Here is a 19,801-nt window from a genome sequence, read left to right on the forward strand (position 1 = left end):
CGCCCACGGAACGACGATCACCCGGTCGCCGCGTGGGCCGTTTTTTGTCGTACCCCGAGGGCAGGATGTGAGGCATGCGAGAGGTGTTGGAGAAGTTCGGGCCGGCCACCAGGGAGTGGTTCTCGGCCGCCTTCGCCGCGCCCACCGCAGCCCAGGCGGGGGCGTGGCGGGCGGTCGGGGCGGGGCGCAACGCGCTGGTGGTCGCGCCGACCGGATCCGGCAAGACGCTGGCGGCCTTCCTGTGGTCCCTGGACCGGCTGGCCGCCGAGCCGCCGCCCGAGGAGCCACGACGCCGCTGCCGGGTGCTCTATGTCTCCCCGCTGAAGGCTCTGGCCGTCGACGTGGAGCGCAACCTGCGGGCGCCGCTGACCGGGATCCGGCAGGCCGCGGGGCGGCTCGGCCTGCCCCCGCCGGAGATCACCGTCGGGATGCGCACCGGCGACACCCCGGCGGAGGAGCGGCGCGGGTTCGCCCGCACCCCGCCGGACATTCTGATCACCACACCCGAGTCGCTGTTCCTGCTGCTGACCTCGGCGGCGCGGGAGTCGCTGCGCGGTGTCCGGACGGTGATCCTGGACGAGGTGCACGCGGTCGCCGCCACCAAACGGGGCGCGCACCTGGCGCTCTCGCTGGAGCGGCTGGACGCGCTGCTGGACACCCCGGCACAGCGGATCGGGCTGTCCGCCACGGTGCGGCCGATCGACGAGACGGCCCGCTTCCTGGGCGGCTCACGGGATGTCGAGATCGTGCAGCCGCGCACCGCCAAGACCATCGAGGTGACCGTCGAGGTCCCGGTGGAGGACATGACCCGGCTGGACGAGCGGCCCGACCCCGATCAGGACGATCCGGGGGCCGGCCGGCACACCCCGTCGATCTGGCCGGCGGTCGAGGAGCGGGTCCTCGACCTGATCGAGGGCCATCGGTCGACGATCGTGTTCACGAATTCGCGGCGGGGTGCCGAGCGGCTCTGCGCCCGGCTGAACGAGTTGGCCGCGGAGCGCGCCGATCCGGAGTCCGCGCTGGTCACCGCCGGTTCCCGGCTGCCTGCGGAGATCATGGCCCAGGCCGGTGGCACCCGGGGCGCGCCGCCGGTGGTGGCCCGCGCCCACCACGGCAGCGTCTCCCGTGAGGAGCGCAAACAGATCGAGGAGGCGCTGAAGTCGGGGCAGCTGCCGGCGGTGGTGGCGACCTCCAGCCTGGAGCTGGGCATCGACATGGGCGCGGTCGATCTGGTGGTCCAGATCGAGGCGCCGCCGTCGGTCGCGGCCGGACTGCAGCGCATCGGCCGGGCCGGGCACCAGGTGGGTGCGGTCTCGCGCGGGGTGGTCTTCCCCAAGCATCGTGGTGACCTGCTGTCCTGCGCGGTGGTGGCGGAGCGGATGGGCGAGGGCGCGATCGAGGAGCTGCGCTGTCCCCGCAATCCACTCGACGTGCTGGCCCAGCAGATCGTGGCGATGGTCGCCCTGGACGAGTGGCAGGTCGACGACCTGGCGGCGCTGGTCCGGCGGGCCGCGCCGTTCGCCGAGCTGCCGTCGTCGGCACTGCACGCGGTGCTCGACATGCTGTCCGGCCGCTATCCGTCGACCGCCTTCGCCGAGCTGCGGCCACGGCTGGTCTGGGACCGGTCCACCGATCAGCTCACCGGTCGCCCCGGCGCCCAGCGCCTGGCCGTGACCAGCGGCGGCACCATTCCGGACCGGGGCACCTTCGGGGTCTTCCTGGCCGGTTCCGAGCGTGCGTCGCGGGTGGGCGAGCTGGACGAGGAGATGGTGTACGAATCCCGCGTCGGCGATGTCTTCCTGCTCGGGTCGACGTCCTGGCGCATCGAGGACATCACTCCGGACCGGGTGCTGGTCTCCCCCGCTCCGGGAGCGCCGGCCCGGATGCCGTTCTGGAAAGGCGACTCCCCCGGCCGGCCGATCGAGCTGGGCCGGGCCATCGGCGCCCGGCTGCGGGCCCTGACCCGGGCCGGGGACGACGCCGCCACCACCGCGCTGCGCGAGTCCGGGCTGGACGAGTGGGCGGCCGGCAACCTGGTGGCCTACCTGCGGGAGCAGCGCGAGACCACCCGTCATCTGCCGGACGACCGGACGATCGTGGTGGAGCGGTTCCGCGACGAGCTGGGCGACTGGCGGATGACCGTGCACTGCGTGCTGGGCGCCAAGGTCAACGCGCCGTGGGCGCTGGCGATCGCCCGGCGGCTGAGCGAGCGGTTCGGGGTGGACGGCCAGGTGATGCCCTCCGACGACGGCATCGTGGTGCGCCTGCCGGACACCGCGGACGAGCCGCCCGGCACCGATCTGGTGGCCTTCGACCCGGAGGAGATCGTCCAGATCGTCGAGGAGTCGGTCGGCACGTCGGCGCTGTTCGCGTCGCGGTTCCGGGAGTGCGCGGCCCGCTCGCTGCTGCTGCCGCGCCGCGACCCGAAACGCCGCCAGCCGCTCTGGCAGCAGCGGCAGCGGTCGGCCCAGTTGCTCGATGTGGCCCGCGAGTTCGCCGACTTCCCGGTGACGCTGGAGGCGGCCCGCGAGTGCCTCCAGGATGTCTTCGACGTGCCGGGGCTGGTCGGGCTGATGCGGGAGATCGCCGGCCGCAAGGTCCGGCTGGTCGAGACCGAGACCGCCCGGCCGTCACCGTTCGCCCGGTCGTTGCTGTTCGGATATGTGGGCGCTTTCCTGTATGAGGGGGACGCCCCACTGGCCGAGCGCCGGGCCGCCGCGCTGGCACTCGACTCGACGCTGCTCGGTGAACTGCTCGGCCGGGTCGACCTGCGGGAACTGCTCGACCCGGCGGTGGTGGCCGAGACCGAGGCGCAACTGCAGTGGCTGACCACCCAGCGGACCCCCCGCGACGCCGAGGACGCCGCCGAGCTGCTCCGGCTCCTCGGCGACCTGTCACCGGCCGAGCTGGCCGCCCGGGGTGTGCCCGAGGAGTGGGTGACCGAGCTCGGGGCGGCCCGGCGGGCGATCCGGATCCGGGTGGCCGGCGAGGACCGGTGGATCGGCATCGACGACGCCGGCCGCTACCGGGACGCGCTGGGCGTGGCACTGCCGGTCGGCATCCCCGAGGCCTACCTGGAGCCGGTCGCCGACCCGCTCGGTGACCTGGTCGCCCGCTTCGCCCGGACCCACGGGCCGTTCGCCGCGGCGACCTGCGCGGCCCGGTTCGGTCTCGGTGTCTTCGTCGTCGAGCAGGCCCTCAAACGGCTCGGCGCGACCGGGCGGGTCACCTCCGGCGAGTTCTCCCCCGGCGGCGCCGGCTCCGAGTGGTGCGACGCCGAGGTGCTGCGGATGCTGCGGCGGCGGTCGCTGGCCGCGCTGCGCCGCGAGATCGAGCCGGTGCCCCCACGGGTGCTGGCCACCTTCCTGCCCCGGTGGCAGCAGGTCGGCGGCAACGCTCGCGGGGTGGACGCGCTGGCCGCCACCATCGAGCAGGTGCAGGGTGTCGCGGTGCCGGCGTCGGCGTGGGAGCGGCTGGTGCTGCCCGCCCGGGTGGCCGACTACGCGGCCCCGCAACTCGACGAGCTGTGCGCGTCCGGCGAGGTGCTGTGGGCCGGTTCCGGGTCGATCACCGGCGGGGACGGGTGGGTCACTCTGGCATACGCGGACAGCGCCCCGCTCCTGCTGCCGCCCCCGGACGACGAGTTCGCGGCCGGGCCGCTGCATCAGGCGGTGCTGGCCGCGCTGGACGGCGGTCAGGCCCTGTTCTTCCGGTCCCTGTCCGACCGGGCCGGTTCGACCGACGACACCGAGCTCTCCGCAGCGGTGTGGGATCTGGTGTGGGCCGGGCATCTGACCAACGACACGTTCGCCCCGCTCCGGGCGCTGCTCGGGGGCAGTGGGGCGCACCGGGCCAAGGCCGTCCCGGCCCGATCCCGGTACCGTCGCCCCGGCCGCCCGGCGATGCCCGCCCGCGGTGGGCCACCCAACATGGCCGGGCGCTGGTCACGCCTGCCCGAGCGGGACCTCGACCCGACCCGGCGGGCCGCCGCCACCGCCGACCTGCTGCTGGAACGGCACGGTGTGGTGACCCGGGGCGCGGCCGTGGCCGAGGGGGTGACCGGCGGGTTCGCGGCGGTCTACCCGGTGCTGGCCGCGCTGGAGGAGCGCGGTGGGGCCCGGCGCGGTTACTTCGTCGAAGGGCTCGGCGCGGCACAGTTCGCGGTGCCGGGCGCCGTCGACCGGCTGCGGGCCCTCGCCGAACCCGACGAGGACCGCCGGGCCGGGCCACCGGCGGTGGTGCTGGCGGCCACCGATCCGGCCAATCCGTACGGCGCGGCCCTCCCCTGGCCGGACCGGATTGTCGACAGCGGCGACGGGGAGCCGGGCGCCAAGTCCGGGCACCGGGCCGGGCGCAAGGCCGGGGCGCTGGTCGTGCTGGCCGGCGGTGACCTGGTGCTCTACGTGGAGCGGGGCGGGCGGACCCTGCTGTCGTTCACCGATGACATCGAGGCGCTCACCCGGGCGGCACACGGGCTGGCGGGGGCGGTGCGGTCGGGGGCGATGGGCGCGATGTCGGTGGAACGGGCCGACGGCGAGTCCGTGCACACGTCGCCGCTGCGGGAGGCACTGACGGCAGCCGGCTTCCGGGCCACGCCGCGAGGCTTGCGCCTCCGCGCGTAAGGACAACGGCCCGGATCACGGGCGCGGCGAGACGGGGTGACGACTATGGGAGACGGGGACGCGGTGGCCGTCCGGGGCATGCATGAGCCGGCGGCCGGGGACGGCCGGGACGGGACGGGCGCCTTGGCCGGCCGTGGGCGCGGGACCGTTCGGTGGTCCGTACCGGAAAGGGGTCAGCGTGCGGTGATGCGGACCGTGTCGCCGGGGACCACCGAGAGGAGGACGACCGCGCGGCCGTTGTTGACCGCGATCGCCACGCGGCCGGCCGAGTCCGGGAAGACCAGGAGTTCGCCCACGCTGACGTCGGCGAACGTGGTGCCCAGGCGGGCCCGGACGCCGCCGTTGATCAGCAGGTCGGGGCCGAGACCGGAGAGCGCCGCGGCGTCGGCGGCGAGCTGCACGTTGCCGAAACGGTCGACGGTGAGGACCTCCGCCTCGATCCAGCCGTCGCCGACCGTGACCGCCGGATCCGGCAGGCGGATCAGCGTCGCCGGGTCGACGGCCGGGCCGGCCTCGGCCGGATCCGCGCCGGCCGCCAGCCGGGCCGCGGCCGGAGCGAACAGGTCACGGCCGTGGAAGGTCCGGGACACATCGCCCAGGCGCCAGTCCTCGTTCTCCAGCTCGAACGCCCCGGTCACCCCGCCGAGCGCCTCGGCCGCCCAGATCAGCAGGCCGTTGTCGGGGCCGACCAGCAGACCGTTCGGCGTGGTCAGGACCACGCCGCGACGGGCCGTGCCGACACCCGGGTCGACGACCGCCAGGTGCACCGACGCGGGCAGGTGCGGGGCGGTCTGCGCGAGGACGGCGGCGCCCCGGGTGACATCGGCCGGCGGCACATGGTGGGTGACGTCGATCACGCGAACGTCGGGGGCGACCCGGGCGATCGAGCCATGACAGGCGGCGACAAAGCCATCAAACGTGCCGTAATCGGTCGTGAAACTGATCCATCCATAACCGGCCATGGTGCGCAAGGTTACTGCCTGTCGTTGTTCGATGCGGCGCGGGCACGCCGAGGCGGCATGGCAGTGTTGAGCCATGCGTCTCGTGATCTTCACCGAACCCCAGCAGGGTGCCTCCCACGACGATCTCCTGCGGGTCGCCAAAGCCGCCGAGGACGGCGGATACGACGGGTTCTTCCGCTCCGACCACTACCTCAAGATGGGCGACGGCTCCGGCCTGCCCGGCCCCACCGACGCCTGGATCACCCTCGCCGCACTGGCCGTTCAGACGTCCCGGATCCGCCTCGGCACCCTGGTCACCTCGGCCACCTTCCGGCTCCCCGGCCCGCTGGCGATCGCCGTCGCCCAGGTCGACCAGATGAGCGGTGGCCGGATCGAGTTCGGCCTCGGCGGGGGGTGGTTCGAGAGCGAGCACACCGCGTACGGGATCCCGTTCCCCGCCGTCGGTGAGCGCTTCGACCGGCTGGAGGAGCAGCTGGAGATCATCACCGGGCTGTGGGAGACGCCGGTCGGCTCCACCTACGACTTCGCCGGCAAGTTCTACCAGGTCAGCGACTCGCCCGCGCTGCCCAAGCCGGCCCAGTCCCCGCGCCCGCCGGTCATCGTCGGCGGCCACGGCAAGAAGCGCACGCCCTACCTGGCGGCCCGCTACGCGACCGAGTTCAACGTCCCGTTCTCCAAGATCGAGGACATTCCCGCCCAGTACGACCGGGTCCGTGCCGCCTCCGACGCGCTCGGCCGCACCGAGCACCCGGCCTTCTCCGCGGCCGCTGTCCTCTGCGTGGGCCGGGACCAGGCTGAGGTCGGCCGCCGGGCCGCCGCCATCGGGCGGGAAGCCGACGAGATGCGCGAGAACGGCGGCATCGTCGGCACCCCGGACGAGGCTGTCGCGACCATCAAGCGGTACGCCGACGCCGGCGCGTCCCGGCTCTTCCTCCAGGTGCTCGACCTGTCCGATCTGGATCATCTGGACCTGGTCGCCTCCGCGGTGGCGCCGCAGCTCTGAGCGAACACGGCCGGGCCGACGCGGGCTTCCGTGGCCGAGGTAAGACGACATGGCTCGTGTCGGCGTCCCGGGCCCGGCGTGTGCTCACCGTCCGGCGTGTGTGACGCCGGCGGGGTGTGATGCCGGACGGCTGCGTTCGAGCCGGGCGGTGTGCGCGTTCGCCGTGGGTGGGGCCGACCCCGACGGTTGCTGAAGGAAAGCTGCCCACCTGCGGAAACGCCATGGAGGCCGGCCCGCACGTGGACGCGTGACCACGGATCGACGGGGAGGCCGTCGGGGCGGGTGCTCCGGGCGTACACGTCAATCGGCTCATTGATCTTGATCTTGCCGATGGGGCGCACCGCCGTGACCAGATCGCCGGGCGGCGGGACGTTTTCCCGGCCGGACGGTGGGCAGAATGGAGGGCATGCCGGAAGGGGACACCGTCTGGAACACCGCCCGGGTTCTGGAGAAGGCGCTGACCGGCGAGACCCTGACCGGTTGTGATTTCCGGGTGCCGAGGCTGGCCACCACCGACCTGACCGGCTGGACGGTGGCCGAGTCGGCGAGCCGCGGCAAGCATCTGCTGCTGCGGCTGACCCGGGAGGGCCGGCCGCCGCACACCCTGCACTCGCATCTGCGGATGGAGGGGGCCTGGCGGACCTACGCCCCGAGGGAACGCTGGTCCGGCCGCCCGGCCCACCTGATCCGTGTCGTGCTGCGGACCGCCCGGTCGGTGGCCGTCGGTTTTCACCTGCACGAGGTGATCCTGACGCCGACCGCCGAGGAGGGTTCGCTGGTCGGCCATCTGGGCCCGGACCTGCTGGGCGACGACTGGGACGCGGCCGAGGCGGTCCGCCGGATCGCCGCGAGACCGTCGGTCAGCATCGCCGAGGCGCTGCTGGATCAGCGCAACCTGGCCGGGGTCGGCAACCTCTACAAGGCGGAGACGCTGTTCCTGCGAGGGCTCTGGCCGTGGACCGCGGTCGCCGACGTGCCTGATCTGCCGGCCACCGTGGAGCTGGCCCAGCGGCTGGTGGCGTCCAACCGCGGCCGCTGGCTGCAGACCACCACCGGTTCGCTTTTCAAAGGCGAGGCCAATTATGTGTACGGGCGTCGAGCCCAGCCGTGCCGACGGTGTGGTTCGGCGATCCGTAAGGCCGACCAGGGTGAACGGATCACCTTCTGGTGCCCGCGCTGCCAGCCGGAACGGTCAGGCGACGCAGGGTGAGCTGCTGACCAGGTACGCGTCGACCACTCCGGAGTCCCGGTTGGTGATCTCGATGCTGATCCGGAAGCCGTCCGGGTCCTGGGCCGCGAAGTTGGGCAGTTTCGGATCGGCCCGCTCGTCGCGCAGCGTCTCCCAGCCGGCGCCGGTCCAATACCCGGCGAGGGTCGGCACCGCCCGCGCGACCGGCCAGCCCTGCGGATAGTCGATCTGGTACTGCCGCTCGGCGAACACCAGATCACCCTCGTCGCACTTCGACTCCGGATGGTCCAGCAGGGTCCGCAGGGTGGCCCCCGGCGGCAGCTGGGCGAAGGCCTCCTCGGCCTGCCGGGCGACCCGCTCCGCGGCGTCGGTCCGGCTGATGTCCGGTGCGGGGTTCATGAGTCCACATCCTGTGAGGAGAAGGCCGGCGGCGACGGTCAGGGCGATCCGGACCGGTGATGTCATGACACTCTTCCCTCCTGCCCGGTGACGATGTAGGCGATGCCGCGCCGGGACGGATTGTTGGCGTCCCAGTAGCCGGAGTGGGTGGCCACCGGGCTCCACTCGTCGGAGTCGCTGGTGAAGATCCGCCCGCCGAACGCCGCACCGGACGGGTTCTCACCGAACCGCATGGTGTCGTCGAAACCGGTGTGCCGGATCACGTCGTTGGCGTCGGTGCTGGACCAGACGTTGCTCGCGTCACCCTGGATGTTCAGCTCGGAGGCCGAACCGGCACCCACTCCCGGGCTGCCCACGAAGATCACGTCGTCGACGGCCAGACCCTTGTCCCGGGCCGCGATGCCGACCGTGGTGGTGCCGTAGCTGTGGCCCAGGACGGTGTTGTGCGAGGCGTCACCGTCGTGACTGACGCGTAGACCGTTCTGGAAGCGGGACAGGTCGGCCGAGGCGTTCTCCGCGTACGACGAGGAGCCCGCGTTGTGGAAGAAGTCCGGCGCGTCGTAGCCGAGCCAGGTGATCGCCGACGTGGTCCGGCCGGACGGATCCAGGCGGGTGGCGTCGAGCACCATCTTGTCGGCCCGCTCCACATCACCCTTGATGCCGGCCAGGTCGGCCATCGTCCCCGGCACGTAGGTGACCACGTTGTCCGCCTCGTCGGGGTTGTTGACCGCCACGATCGCCCGGCCGTCGTCCGCCGACGAATAGCCGAGCAGGAAGGCGGGCGGCTGACTCGGATCGCGGAGACGCTGGTGCAGGGCGAGCGGGCCGGCCGACCGCCCGGCCAGGCTCTCCCGCCGGTCCTCGATCCGGCCCAGCTCGTCCAGGAGACGGCCGCCCGGGTTCGCCGCGTCCGGGTAGACCTCGGCGATCCGCCCCTGCTCGGCCATCGACCGCAGGTGGCTCTCCCGGGCGTCGAGATCCTGCCGCTCCTGGTTCAGCGCGGTCACCTCCCGGTCCAGCACGATCCGGTTCGCGGTGTCCCGGTCGGTGGCCGGCAGCCCGTCCAGGCGCCCGGCCAGCTCCGGGTGCGCCAGGATGGCCTGCTCCTGCTGCTCCGGGGTGAGCGACGCCCACCACTCGCCGATCTCCCGCGGCTGCCGGCCGGCCTGCGCCCGCAGCTCGGCGGCGCTGACGTCGCGCATCCGGGACCACCCGAAACCGGCCTCCGCGGACGGCAGGTTCACGGTGATCACGTTGGCGGTGGCGTCGTCCAGGGCCCGCGCCCCGGCCAGCTCCTCGGCCAGGTCGGCGGCGATCCGGGCGCTCTCGGCGGCGATCCGGGCACCGTCGGCGGCGATCCGGGCACTGTCGCCGACGACCATCACGGCCGGGCCGGTCACCGTGCCCGTCACCGCGTCCACCGTGTAGCCGGCCTGACGCGCCGAGGCGACGATCTGCTCGGCCCGGGTGCGGAAACCACGCACGCCGTACGCCAGATCCGCCAGCGCCTGGTGGATCCGCCGGGCCGGGTTGTAGGTGTTGCTGACCTCGGCCCGCAACATCGTCGCCCTCGCGTGGGCGGCCCGGGAACCCTCCCCCGACGGCCAGGCGTCCGGCAGGTCACGGGTGCCACGGATCAGCTGCTCAGCCGCCTCGTCGACCTGGTCGGCCAGCCCGCGCCACGCCTCGGCGGCCTGGTGCCAGGGGGTGTCGTACGCCTTGAGCAGCTGCTCCAGGGTGAGCGAGCTCATCGTGGCCCGGCGGCGCGGATGCCGTCGGCGGACGCGCGGTCGGCGGCCTGGAACTCCCGGGCCGACGCGGTCAGGCCCTCGCCGAAGATGCGGACCTCGTCGGCCAGCGCGCGCACATGGGTGTCCCAGAGGCTCTCGGCGGCCCGGATCGCGGTCGCCGACGACCAGCCGGGCTGCTCGGTGACGGCCAGCCGGAACGCGGCCGCGGCCGCCGCGGCCCGGAGTGTCTCGCCCGCCTCGGCGGCACCCGAGCCACACGCGGTCAGCGCCGGAACATCGACCGAGAGCGGTGCCGTGGGATGACCCATCGCCGATTCCTCCTCCTGCCGGAGCGCCGGAGGCTCAGATTAGGCGAATCGGGAAACCTGCACTGCCCCGCCATCAGACCGGCCACCCCGCACCTAGACAGGCACACAGCAGACAGAACGGCAGATCGGGCCCGGCGTCGAGCGGTGAGGGGCCGCAGCGAGGGCGTCGACCGGCCTCGGGCGCGGGCCACGGGATCCGGGTGGTGCGCGCCTCTGCCGCAGCGAGGGCGTCAGCCGGCCTCGGCCGCGGGCCGCGGGATCTGGGTGGTGCGCAACTCGGCCAGGCCGTCGGCGATGCCCCGCAGCCGGTCCGTCGCGTCGATCAGGGCGAAATAACCGGGATGCCGGGTGTCGGTGACCGGATGCCCGTCCTCGGCCACATAACTCGCCGCGGCCACCACCAGCTCCTCGTAGGCCCCCACGCCCTCGATGAACTGCTCGGTGAGCCCGGCGTGCGACTCGGACAGCGTGTCCCGTTTGCCGGGACCGCTCATCGGGATGGCCCGCTCCACGCTGGCCGCCCGCTGCCCCAGATCGCGCAGCCACTGCTCGGCCGACGCGGCCTCCAGCAGCGCCGCCTCACCGGAACCGGTGAGCCGGCCGGCCAGCCCGGTCATCGTGGTGGACGCCCGGTCCAGCCGCTCCCACCCGTCGGCGATGGCCGAACCGCGCAACTGGTATCGGTCGCGCTGGCGGCGGACCTCCCGCAGCACGGTCTGCCCGGCCGGGAAACGCTGCAACGCCTGGGTGAGCTTGTCCTGCGGGATCGCGGGCGGCGGCGCCGGAGTGGCGGCCAGCTCGCGCAGATCGCTCCAGCGCCACCAGGCGAGCACCGCCGAGGCACCGGCCCCGGCCGCCCAGGCGGCATCGGCCAGGCCGATCCCGGCATAGGGGGTGAGGACGGCGGCCGCGGCGGTCAGGCCCCCACCTAGAACACTCCACCGTCGTGCGGAGCCCCGCAGCCGCTTGAGGCGCCGGAAGTATCTGGCCCGCTCGTCCACCGTCCGCTCCCCCTTACGTCACGTCAGCTGTCAGCCGGCGGCCGAGGTGTCGCCGCGCTTCTGGTTCAGGCTGGCCCGGATCTCGTCGAGACGGGCGACACCGGCCGCGTCGGCGGCGGCCGTGCCGGGCTGCTCGACGGCGGGCTGGGCCGGCGCGGCGCTCAGCTTGTCGCCGGCCATGCTGGCCCGGATCTGCTCCAGCCGGGACGAGCCGGCCAGGTCCAGACTGGACTTCTGCACCTCGAGCATGCGGCCCTCGACCGAGTTGGAGGCCAGCTCGGCCCGGCCCATGGCGCTCGCGTACCGCTGCTCGATCTTGTCGCGGACCTGGTCCAGCGACGGGGTGTTGCCCGGCGCGGCCAGCTGCGACATCGACTCCAGCGACTGGGCGACGGTCTCCTGCATCTTGGCCTGCTCCAGCTGGCTGAGCAGCCGGGACCGCTCGGCGATGCGCTGCTGGAGGAGCATCGCGTTGTTCTCCACCGCCTTGCGGGCCTGGCCGGCCGCGGCGAGCGCCTGGTCGTGGAGAGTCTTCAGGTCCTCCATCGACTGCTCGCCGGAGACCAGCTGGGTGGCCAGCGTCTGCGCGGTCGACTCGTACTTCTGGGCCTCGGATTCGTCTCCGGCGGCTCGGGCGCGGTCGGCGAGCACGAGTGCCTGACGGGCCATGCCCTGCAGTTTCTCGACCTCGGACATCTGCCGGGACAGCTTCATCTCGAGCTGCCGCTGATTGCCGATGACGGCGGCGGCCTGCTGCACGAGAGCCTGATGCTGACGCTGGGCGTCCTCGATGGCCTGCTGGATCTGGACCTTCGGGTCGGCGTACTCATCGATCTTCGCGCCGAAGAGCGCCATCATGTAGTGCCAGCCCTTGACGAACGGATTCGCCATCTCGTGGTGTCCCCTCAAATGTCGCTCTATCGGATGCTTCACCGCCGTCGCCAACGCTAATGCGGGTAATGCGAAACCCATCGTGACAGCCGGACGCCACCGGCGTCACTGGTCCTCCGGGGGATCTCAGGGTTGTCCCTTGGCCTACGAGGCTACGCCCCCCTGAGCGGCGCAGCGAGACATGAAAGGGCCGGACCGCTCCCTTGGAGCGGCCCGGCACCCACGTATTCATGATCAGGCGGCGTAGACGATGTCCCGCTTCGGCTTACGGGTCGCGTGCAGCGTGGCCTTCAGCGGCGAGTCCTGGCGCACCGAGACGGAGACGTCACCGCCGTCGGTCGCCTTCTCGTCGATCGGGACGAGCACACCCTCCATGTTCTCCGCCAGGGACAGCGTGTTGCTGACCTCGCTGAGCAACTCGGAGAGCCGGGCGCCGAGGGCGTCACAGATGGCCGCCAGCAGCTCGCTGGACGCTTCCTTCTGACCACGCTCGATCTCGGACAGATATCCCAGGCTGACGTTCGCGGCGGTCGACACCTCGCGTAGCGTGCGGTGCTGCCCCTGCCGGCGCGCACGAAGAGCGTCGCCGATAACACGGCGTAGCAGGACCATGGCACCTCCTCCTGCGGGCGAGGCCGCCGGCTGACGCCGGAGGCTTCCCGCAACCGTACCTGGCCCGAGCCGCAGCGACATCCCGCCCCGCCGAATTTAGCGGGCGCCCCGGCGCCACCAGAACCGGTCACGAGGCGCACTCACGGCGAAAAGTGCAGCTCAGACGGCTACCGGATGGGCACGGAGAGAGTCGGTGAGCAATTGCAGGACGGCCGTCACACTTTCGATCCGGATGGCCGATCGATTTCCGGCGAGTTGCAACTCCCGCACCTCGGTCCCGGCCGGGCCGGCGACGGCGACGTAGACCAGCCCGACCGGCTTGCCGTCCTGCGGATCCGGGCCGGCCACCCCCGTGGTCGCCACCCCCCAGTCGGCGCCGCAGCGCTCCCGGGCGCCCCGGGCCAGCGCGCCGGCCACCTGCGCGTCCACCGGCCCGCGCTCGTCGAGCAGCGCCCGCGGCACCCCGGCCAGGATCGCCTTGAGCTCGGTCGCGTAGACCACCAGGCCGCCCCGGAAGACCGCGCTGGCCCCGGGGATCTCGACCATCGTGGCGGCCACCAGACCACCGGTGAGCGACTCGGCGGCGGCCAGGGTCTCCCGGCGATCCCGAAGCGCGCGCAACACCGCGGAGGCGACCGACGCGGGCTGACTCGCCGCGGCGAGCGGTTCGAGGTCACCAGCGACGACCGGCTCGGGGCCAGCGGCGGCGACTGCCTCGGGGCCAGCGGCGGCGACCGGCTCGGGATCAGCGGCGGCCACCGAGGGCCCCATCACGCCTCCGTCCGCGAGCGCCGCAACCGGAGCGCCTGCATCACGTAGTCCGCGCCGGTGACCAAGGTCACCACCAGGGCGGCGCCCATCAGGGCCACCCCGACCAGGTGGAAGGGCTCCGGAACGGGCCACAGATACCACGCGATCGCCACGGTCTGCAGCCCGGTCTTGAGTTTGCCACCCCGGGAGGCGGGGATGATGCCGTAGCGGATCACCCAGAACCGCAGCGCGGTCACACCCCACTCGCGGATCAGGATGGCCGCGGTCACCCACCAGGACAGCGGGCCGTACGCGGAGAGCAGCACCAGCGCCGTCCCGGTCAGGGCCTTGTCCGCGATCGGGTCGGCCACCTTGCCGAACGAGGTGATCAGCGACCAGCGGCGGGCGATCCAGCCGTCCGCGAAGTCGGTCGCCGAGGCGATACAGAAGGCCAGGCAGGCCAGGATCCGCCAGTCCGGGTCGTTCATCCCGGAGACGACGACCAGGGCCAGGAAGACCGGGACGAGCACGATCCGGACCACGGTGAGCGCGTTGGCCGCGTTGTAGAGCGACACCACGCGCGGCGCGGGCACCGGCTCGTCGGTCACCGGGTCACCGGGGCGGCCGAGATCATCTCCACCGGCACCGCGATCAGGTCCACGCCCTCGGTCCCGGTGACGCGGGCACGGACCAGGTCACCGGGGCGCAGCACGGACAGGTCGACACCCTCGGTCTCGGAGGAGACCAGGGTGGTGGAGCCGTCCACCTCGGGGGCCTGGTGCTCGGCGCGGCCCTCGACCTCGCCGTCGTCGGTGCTGTCGACGAGCACCTCGACCAGGTCGCCGAGCCGGTCCTCGGCCCGCTGGTTGCAGAGCTCCTCGGCGAGGGCGACGACCCGGTCGTACCGCCGCTTGATGGTCGCGTCCTTGATCTTGCCGTCCAGGCCGGCGGCCTCGGTGCCGTCCTCGTCGCTGTAGTCGAAGACGCCGATGGCGTCGAGGCGGGCCTCGGTGAGGAAGCGGATCAGCTCGTCCACGTCCTGCTTGGTCTCGCCGGGGAAGCCGACGATGAAGTTGCTCCGGGCACCGGCCGCGGGCGCCAGCTTGCGCGCCGAGTCGAGCAGCTCCAGGAAGCGCTCGGTAGAGCCGAACCGGCGCATCCGGCGCAGCACCGGCTCACTGGAGTGCTGGAACGACAGGTCGTAGTAGGCGGCCACACCCGGGGTGCCGGCGATCGCCTCGACCAGGCCGGGGCGGGTCTCGGCGGGCTGCAGGTAGCTGGCCCGGACCCGGACGATGCCGTCCACCGCGGCCAGCTGCGGCAGCAGTTTCTCCAGCAGGCGGGGGTCACCCAGATCCTTGCCGTACGACGTGCTGTTCTCGCTGACCAGGACCAGCTCGCGCACCCCGGACTTGGCCAGCCACTCGGCCTCGGCCAGCAGCTCCTGCGGGTCGCGGGAGACGAACGCGCCGCGGAACGCCGGGATCGCGCAGAACGCGCAGCGCCGGTCACAGCCGCTGGCCAGCTTGAGCGAGGCGACCGGGCCGGAGTCGAGCCGGCGGCGCAGCACCTTGCGCAGGTGGGCGGGGGTGTGCTCGTCCACGGTGGCGTGCCCGGGCACCACGATCTTGGCGGCGTGCCGCTCGACCGGGGTGATCGGCAGCAGCTCGCGCCGGTCGCGGGGCACGTGCGAGATGTGGTCCTCGCCGCGCAGCACGCTCTCCAGGCGGTCGGTGATGTCGGTGTAGTCGTCGAAGCCGAGCACCGCGTTGGCCTCGGGCAGGTTGTCGGCCAGCTCCTTGCCGTAGCGCTCGGCCATGCACCCGGCGGCGACCACCTTGGCCCCGGTGTCGGCCGCGGCGAGCAGGGTGTCGATCGAGTCCTGCTTCGCCTTCTCGACGAAGCCACAGGTGTTGACCACGACCACGTCGGCGCCCTCGGCGTCGGTGCCGACCTCCCAGCCGCCGGCGTCGAGGCGGGCGGCCAGCTCTTCCGAGTCGACCTCGTTACGGGCGCAGCCCAGCGTCAGCAGAGCGACACGGCGGGTGGGAGGAGTTCCAGACACCCGACAAGGTTAGCGGGCTCCCGGAGCGGGGCGTTCCTCCACTCGTCCAGCTTCTAGCGCCAAGCCTCGTTGGTAATACGATCGACGGGTGACTACCTCGGAGAATCTGGACGATCTCGCCTCGGTGGCGACGCTGGCCGACGGGGTGCGCCGGGCCGCGTACCAGACGGTCGCCGACGCGGGCGGCGACCCGGTCGGGCGGGATCAGGTGGCCGAGACGCTCGGGGTGGGCCGCACCCTCGCCGCGTTCCATCTGGACAAGCTGGTGGACGCGGGGCTGCTCGCGGTGTCCTACCAGCGGCGTTCGGGCCGGACCGGGCCGGGCGCCGGACGGCCCGCCAAGCTGTACCAGGTGTCCCCCGGCGAGCACACGGTGAGCGTGCCGCCGCGGCACTACCGGGGCGCCGCCGAGATGCTGGCCGAGACGATCGAGCGCAGCGGCGCCGAGCAGATCCTCTACGAGGTGGCCCGGGAGCAGGGCCGGCTCGCCCCGGAGGATCGGTCCGATCCGGTGGAGCTGCTCACCGGGATGGGGTACGCGCCGGTGGCCGAGGAGGGCCGGGTGGTCCTGCGCAACTGCCCCTTCCACCGGCTCGCCGAGCAGTTCCCACCGCTGATCTGCGGGATGAGCCTGGCGATGCTGGACGGGCTGCTGGAGGGCACGGAGTGGACCGCCCGGATGGAGGCGGCGCCCGGCCGCTGCTGCGTCACGCTTTCTAAAAACAAAATCGATTGACTTTAGATGTACGGGCTGGTGAAGTGACCGTATGACGGACTTCCACCTGGCTCAGATGAATGTCGCCCAGCTCCGCGCCCCCGAGGGTGATCCACTGGTCGCCGAGTTCACCGCCGGCGTCGACCTGATGAACGACCTGGCCGACCGCTCACCGGGCTTCATCTGGCGGCTCAAGGAGGAGGACGTCGATCTGGCCGCGCTGGGCCTCCAGCCGGCGCCACCGGAGCAGATCGCCACGCTGTCGCTCTGGGAGTCGCTGGAGGCGCTCCGGGGCTACGTCTACCAGTCCGGCCATCTGGACTATCTGCGCCGCCGCCGGGAGTGGTTCGTGCCGGGCCGGTCCGCGATGGTCCTGTGGTGGGTGGAGGCCGGCCGCGTCCCGACGCTGCGGGACGGCCTCCAGCGGCTGACGCTGCTCGGCGCGGAGGGGCCGGGGCCGGGCGCGTTCACCTTCCGGCGGCCGTTCCCGGCGCCGCAGGCGGCACTCAGTCGACCTTGAGGGCGGCCAGCGACTCCTCCAGCTCGTCCGGCTTGATCAGCACGTCACGTGCCTTCGAGCCCTCGGACGGGCCGACGATGCCGCGGGTCTCCATCAGGTCCATCAGACGGCCGGCCTTGGCGAAACCGACACGCAGTTTGCGCTGGAGCATCGACGTCGAGCCGAACTGACTGGTCACCACCAGCTCGATGGCCTGGATCAACAGCTGGAGGTCGTCGCCGATCTCCTCGTCGATCTCCTTCTTCTTGCTCTGCGGGACCTCGGTGACGTCCTCACGGAACTCCGGCTCGCGCTGGTCCTTGCAGAACTGGACGACCGCCGCGATCTCCGACTCGTCGACCCAGGCGCCCTGGATGCGGGTCGGCTTGGAGGCGCCCATCGGCAGGAAGAGGCCGTCACCCCGGCCGAGCAGCTTCTCCGCGCCCGGCTGGTCCAGGATGACCCGGGAGTCGGCCAGCGACGACGTGGCGAAGGCCAGCCGCGACGGCACGTTGGCCTTGATCAGGCCGGTGACCACGTCCACCGAGGGGCGCTGGGTGGCCAGCACCAGGTGGATGCCGGCGGCCCGGGCCAGCTGGGTGATCCGGACGACCGAGTCCTCCACGTCGCGGGGCGCGACCATCATCAGGTCGGCCAGCTCGTCGATGATCACCAGGAGGTACGGGTAGGGCTTCATCTCCCGCTCGCTGCCCGGCGGCGCCACGATCTCGCCGTTGCGGACCTTGCGGTTGAAGTCGTCGATGTGGCGGACCCCGTTGGCGGCGAGGTCGTCGTACCGCATGTCCATCTCGCGGACCACCCACTCCAGGGCGTCCGCGGCCTTCTTCGGGTTGGTGATGATCGGCGTCACCAGGTGCGGGATGCCCTCGTACGCCGTCATCTCGACCCGCTTGGGGTCGACCAGCAGCAGGCGCACCTCATCGGGGGTGGCTCTGGTCAGCAGGGACACCAGCAGCGAGTTGAGGCAGGAGCTCTTGCCCGCGCCGGTCGCGCCGGCGATCAGGATATGCGGCATCTTCGCCAGGTTGGCGACGACGAACCCGCCCTCGATGTCCTTGCCGAGCGCCACCAGCATCGGGTGGTGGTCGGCCGCGGCGGCCCGGGAGCGCAGCACGTCACCGAGCGACACATTCTCCGGGTCGGTGTTGGGGATCTCCACGCCGACCGCGCTCTTGCCCGGGATCGGGCTGAGGATGCGGACGTCCGGGGACTTCACCGCGTACGCGATGTTGCGGGACAGCTGGGTGATCCGCTCGACCTTGGTGCCGGGGCCGATCTCCACCTCGTACCGGGTGACGGTCGGGCCGCGGGTGAACCCGGTGACCACCGCGTCCACGTTGAACTGCTCGAACACCCCGGTCAGCGCGGCCATGATCTCGTCGTTGGCGCGGCTGCGGGCCTTCGGCGGGGAGCCGATGGCCAGGATGTCCGCCGGGGGCAGCCGGTAGTCGCCGCTGACCGCGGAGATCTCCAGCTGCTCGGCCCGGGTCGGCGGCATCGGGGTGTGCTCGGGCGCCGGCTTCTTGCGGCTCTTCGGCACGTTCGTCATCTTCGGCAGAGCGACCGTGTCGTGCAGGATCAGCTCTTCGTCGAAGTCGTCCGGCGGATCCTGGTCCAGCGGGGACGGCGCGACCGCGGCGGCCTGCCGTCGCCGGGCCGGGCGCCGCGGTTTCGGCGCCTCCTCCGCCGGCTCGTCCTCGTCGTACTCCGGCTCGGGCTCGGGGCGCTCGATGTGCTGCCCGGACCGCCCGGACACCAGGTCGGTCAGCTGGGCGACCCGCTCCGGGATCTTGGCGATCGGGGTGGCGGTGATCACCAGCAGGCCGAAGGCGAAGAGCAGGAACAGCAGCGGTACGGCCACCCAGGCGCTCACCGCCCGCTCCAGCAGCCCGCCGATGCCGAAGCCGAGCAGCCCGCCGGACTGGTCGACGGTCGGGTTGGGCGCCTGCGAGTCGGGCCCGGAGATGTGCAGCAGCGCGGCGGTGGCGATGATGATCGCCGACCAGCCGACCAGGGTGCGCCCGCGGTGCTCCGGGTCGGCCGGCTGGCGCATCAGCCGGATCGAGCCGTAGAACATCAGCAGCGGCAGCAGCACCGCCAGGCTGCCGAGGAACAGCCGCACCATGTCGGCCACCCAGATGCCGACCGGGCCGGCGCCGCCCGCCCAGACCGCGACCGCGATCAGGATGGAGACACCGAGCAGGAACAGCCCGGCACCGTCGCGGCGGTGCTCGGGAGCGATGTTGCGGGCGGTGGCCGCCTGCCGTCCGGCTCCGCGGGCCAGCCAGCCGACACTGCCGGCCAGACCGAGCCAGAGGCCGCCGATGCCGCGTGCGATGCTGGGCGCGACTGCCGGGGGCACCGCTTTGCGGGCGGCTGGACGTTTGGCCGCGGGCTTACGCGCGGCGGCTTTGCCGGTGCTCTTGCGAGGCGCCGGTTGACGGGCACGGCTGACAGCCGCGCCCCGGGTAGTGGACGCGGCGCGGCTCCGGCCCGCCGGAGGAGTTCGGCCCGCCATGGATGTCACCGTAGCCGGACGGGGCCGCTCTGCCGAGAAGGCGCACCGCGACTGCTTTTCACTTTCCCGGCATTTACCATCGTACGGTGCAACCTCTCAGCAACGACTTGATCAAGGCCGCGCTGGACAAGCGCGGCTTCTCGTACTTCGTCGATGCCGACGGCGACATCGCCGGCAACTTCCAGGGCAACCTCATCTACTTCTTCCGCCTCGGTGAGCGGCAGGAGATCCTCCAGGTGCGGGCCATGATGCAGCACGTCTTCTCGGTCGAGGACGTGACGAGACTCTACGAGTTCTGCAACACCTGGAACCGGGACCAGCTCTGGCCCAAGGCGTATGTGCAGGTGACCGACGAGGGCCAGGCCATCGTGGTGGGCGAGGTGACGACCGACTGGGAGCACGGCGTCACCCTGGACCAGCTCGACCAGGTGCTGCTCTGCGGGGTCGCGACCGGCTGCCGCCTGGGCGAGGCCCTGGGCGAACTCAAATCGGGGT

Annotated in this window: 17 protein-coding genes (1 of these 17 running past the window's edge); 6 read left to right on the forward strand and 11 right to left on the reverse strand. The window is 72.5% G+C overall.

Annotated features, from left to right (window positions below; all coding sequences use genetic code 11):
• Positions 1-74: 74 nt before the first annotated feature.
• Positions 75-4,622 carry an ATP-dependent helicase gene (locus tag ACQ0O7_RS21035; protein WP_430783839.1) on the forward strand — a complete coding sequence of 1,516 codons (4,548 nt, stop codon included), beginning with the start codon at positions 75-77 and terminating at the stop codon, positions 4,620-4,622.
• 173 nt (positions 4,623-4,795) lie between these two features.
• Here the strand turns inward: ACQ0O7_RS21035 and ACQ0O7_RS21040 are convergent, their stop codons facing one another.
• Positions 4,796-5,584, reverse strand: a complete 789-nt coding sequence (locus tag ACQ0O7_RS21040) for an SAM hydrolase/SAM-dependent halogenase family protein (protein ID WP_430783840.1) — start codon at positions 5,582-5,584, stop codon at positions 4,796-4,798.
• A 73-nt stretch (positions 5,585-5,657) separates the two neighbouring features.
• Between ACQ0O7_RS21040 and ACQ0O7_RS21045 the strand changes: the two genes are divergently transcribed.
• Both ACQ0O7_RS21045 and ACQ0O7_RS21050 read left to right on the forward strand, forming a co-directional pair.
• On the forward strand, positions 5,658-6,587 hold the full coding sequence (locus ACQ0O7_RS21045; protein WP_430783841.1) for an LLM class F420-dependent oxidoreductase: 930 nt from the start codon (positions 5,658-5,660) through the stop codon (positions 6,585-6,587).
• Between the two features lie 406 nt (positions 6,588-6,993).
• Complete coding sequence (locus ACQ0O7_RS21050; protein WP_430783842.1) at positions 6,994-7,797, forward strand: DNA-formamidopyrimidine glycosylase family protein; 804 nt, start codon at positions 6,994-6,996, stop codon at positions 7,795-7,797.
• Here the strand turns inward: ACQ0O7_RS21050 and ACQ0O7_RS21055 are convergent.
• From ACQ0O7_RS21055 to rimO, 9 genes are all read right to left on the reverse strand, one after another.
• Positions 7,780-8,241 carry a hypothetical protein gene (locus tag ACQ0O7_RS21055; RefSeq protein ID WP_430783843.1) on the reverse strand — a complete coding sequence of 154 codons (462 nt, stop codon included), beginning with the start codon at positions 8,239-8,241 and terminating at the stop codon, positions 7,780-7,782. The two genes, ACQ0O7_RS21050 and ACQ0O7_RS21055, sit on opposite strands and share 18 nt — an antisense overlap.
• Positions 8,238-9,926, reverse strand: a complete 1,689-nt coding sequence (locus tag ACQ0O7_RS21060; RefSeq protein ID WP_430783844.1) for an alpha/beta hydrolase — start codon at positions 9,924-9,926, stop codon at positions 8,238-8,240. The genes ACQ0O7_RS21055 and ACQ0O7_RS21060 overlap by 4 nt, the downstream gene beginning before the upstream one ends.
• Positions 9,923-10,234: a hypothetical protein gene (locus ACQ0O7_RS21065; RefSeq protein WP_430783845.1), complete on the reverse strand. Its 312-nt coding sequence runs from the start codon at positions 10,232-10,234 to the stop codon at positions 9,923-9,925. Before ACQ0O7_RS21065 ends, ACQ0O7_RS21060 begins: the two co-directional genes overlap by 4 nt.
• A gap of 230 nt (positions 10,235-10,464) precedes the next feature.
• The gene (gene pspM / locus ACQ0O7_RS21070; protein WP_430783846.1) at positions 10,465-11,235 is read right to left on the reverse strand and encodes a phage shock envelope stress response protein PspM; all 771 of its coding nucleotides are present in this window, start codon (positions 11,233-11,235) and stop codon (positions 10,465-10,467) included.
• 30 nt (positions 11,236-11,265) lie between these two features.
• The gene (locus tag ACQ0O7_RS21075) at positions 11,266-12,126 is read right to left on the reverse strand and encodes a PspA/IM30 family protein (protein WP_430783847.1); all 861 of its coding nucleotides are present in this window, start codon (positions 12,124-12,126) and stop codon (positions 11,266-11,268) included.
• A 234-nt stretch (positions 12,127-12,360) separates the two neighbouring features.
• Positions 12,361-12,738 (reverse strand): helix-turn-helix domain-containing protein, encoded by a 378-nt coding sequence (locus ACQ0O7_RS21080; RefSeq protein ID WP_430783848.1) that lies wholly within the window; start codon positions 12,736-12,738, stop codon positions 12,361-12,363.
• A 159-nt stretch (positions 12,739-12,897) separates the two neighbouring features.
• A complete protein-coding gene (locus ACQ0O7_RS21085; RefSeq protein WP_430783849.1) occupies positions 12,898-13,509 on the reverse strand; it encodes a CinA family protein in 612 nt (203 codons plus the stop codon).
• Entirely contained in the window at positions 13,509-14,096 is a 588-nt protein-coding gene (gene pgsA, locus ACQ0O7_RS21090; protein WP_430783850.1) for a CDP-diacylglycerol--glycerol-3-phosphate 3-phosphatidyltransferase, read from the reverse strand. Before pgsA ends, ACQ0O7_RS21085 begins: the two co-directional genes overlap by 1 nt.
• Positions 14,093-15,553, reverse strand: coding sequence for a 30S ribosomal protein S12 methylthiotransferase RimO (gene rimO / locus ACQ0O7_RS21095; RefSeq protein WP_430783851.1), 1,461 nt, complete (start codon positions 15,551-15,553; stop codon positions 14,093-14,095). Before rimO ends, pgsA begins: the two co-directional genes overlap by 4 nt.
• A gap of 88 nt (positions 15,554-15,641) precedes the next feature.
• On the opposite strand from rimO, the gene ACQ0O7_RS21100 reads away from it, so the two are divergent.
• Together ACQ0O7_RS21100 and ACQ0O7_RS21105 are read left to right on the forward strand one after the other, a co-directional pair.
• Complete coding sequence (locus tag ACQ0O7_RS21100; RefSeq protein ID WP_430783852.1) at positions 15,642-16,289, forward strand: helix-turn-helix transcriptional regulator; 648 nt, start codon at positions 15,642-15,644, stop codon at positions 16,287-16,289.
• A 31-nt stretch (positions 16,290-16,320) separates the two neighbouring features.
• Complete coding sequence (locus ACQ0O7_RS21105) at positions 16,321-16,788, forward strand: DUF3291 domain-containing protein (protein WP_430783853.1); 468 nt, start codon at positions 16,321-16,323, stop codon at positions 16,786-16,788.
• On the opposite strand, the gene ACQ0O7_RS21110 is transcribed toward ACQ0O7_RS21105, so the two are convergent.
• A complete protein-coding gene (locus ACQ0O7_RS21110; protein ID WP_430783854.1) occupies positions 16,775-19,306 on the reverse strand; it encodes a DNA translocase FtsK 4TM domain-containing protein in 2,532 nt (843 codons plus the stop codon). The two genes, ACQ0O7_RS21105 and ACQ0O7_RS21110, sit on opposite strands and share 14 nt — an antisense overlap.
• 86 nt (positions 19,307-19,392) lie before the next feature.
• Between ACQ0O7_RS21110 and ACQ0O7_RS21115 the strand changes: the two genes are divergently transcribed.
• Positions 19,393-19,801 carry the 5' portion of a YbjN domain-containing protein gene (locus ACQ0O7_RS21115; protein WP_430783855.1) on the forward strand. Its footprint extends 68 nt past the window's final position, so the window shows 409 of its 477 coding nt (coding positions 1-409); its start codon is at positions 19,393-19,395; the stop codon falls past the right edge of the window.

The organism is Actinoplanes sp. G11-F43, assembly GCF_050589265.1.
Taxonomy (GTDB): Bacteria; Actinomycetota; Actinomycetes; order Mycobacteriales; family Micromonosporaceae; genus Actinoplanes.

Bases quoted from the DNA above. Each gene is read 5' to 3' on its own strand.
- ACQ0O7_RS21065 (WP_430783845.1), bottom strand. From the start codon at position 10,234: ATGGGTCATCCCACGGCACCGCTCTCGGTCGATGTTCCGGCGCTGACC.
- ACQ0O7_RS21045 (WP_430783841.1), top strand. From the start codon at position 5,658: ATGCGTCTCGTGATCTTCACCGAACCCCAGCAGGGTGCCTCCCACGAC.
- ACQ0O7_RS21050 (WP_430783842.1), top strand. From the start codon at position 6,994: ATGCCGGAAGGGGACACCGTCTGGAACACCGCCCGGGTTCTGGAGAAG.
- ACQ0O7_RS21110 (WP_430783854.1), bottom strand. From the start codon at position 19,306: ATGGCGGGCCGAACTCCTCCGGCGGGCCGGAGCCGCGCCGCGTCCACT.
- ACQ0O7_RS21085 (WP_430783849.1), bottom strand. From the start codon at position 13,509: ATGGGGCCCTCGGTGGCCGCCGCTGATCCCGAGCCGGTCGCCGCCGCT.
- ACQ0O7_RS21055 (WP_430783843.1), bottom strand. From the start codon at position 8,241: ATGACATCACCGGTCCGGATCGCCCTGACCGTCGCCGCCGGCCTTCTC.
- ACQ0O7_RS21035 (WP_430783839.1), top strand. From the start codon at position 75: ATGCGAGAGGTGTTGGAGAAGTTCGGGCCGGCCACCAGGGAGTGGTTC.
- ACQ0O7_RS21105 (WP_430783853.1), top strand. From the start codon at position 16,321: ATGACGGACTTCCACCTGGCTCAGATGAATGTCGCCCAGCTCCGCGCC.
- ACQ0O7_RS21080 (WP_430783848.1), bottom strand. From the start codon at position 12,738: ATGGTCCTGCTACGCCGTGTTATCGGCGACGCTCTTCGTGCGCGCCGG.
- ACQ0O7_RS21060 (WP_430783844.1), bottom strand. From the start codon at position 9,926: ATGAGCTCGCTCACCCTGGAGCAGCTGCTCAAGGCGTACGACACCCCC.
- ACQ0O7_RS21075 (WP_430783847.1), bottom strand. From the start codon at position 12,126: ATGGCGAATCCGTTCGTCAAGGGCTGGCACTACATGATGGCGCTCTTC.
- ACQ0O7_RS21040 (WP_430783840.1), bottom strand. From the start codon at position 5,584: ATGGCCGGTTATGGATGGATCAGTTTCACGACCGATTACGGCACGTTT.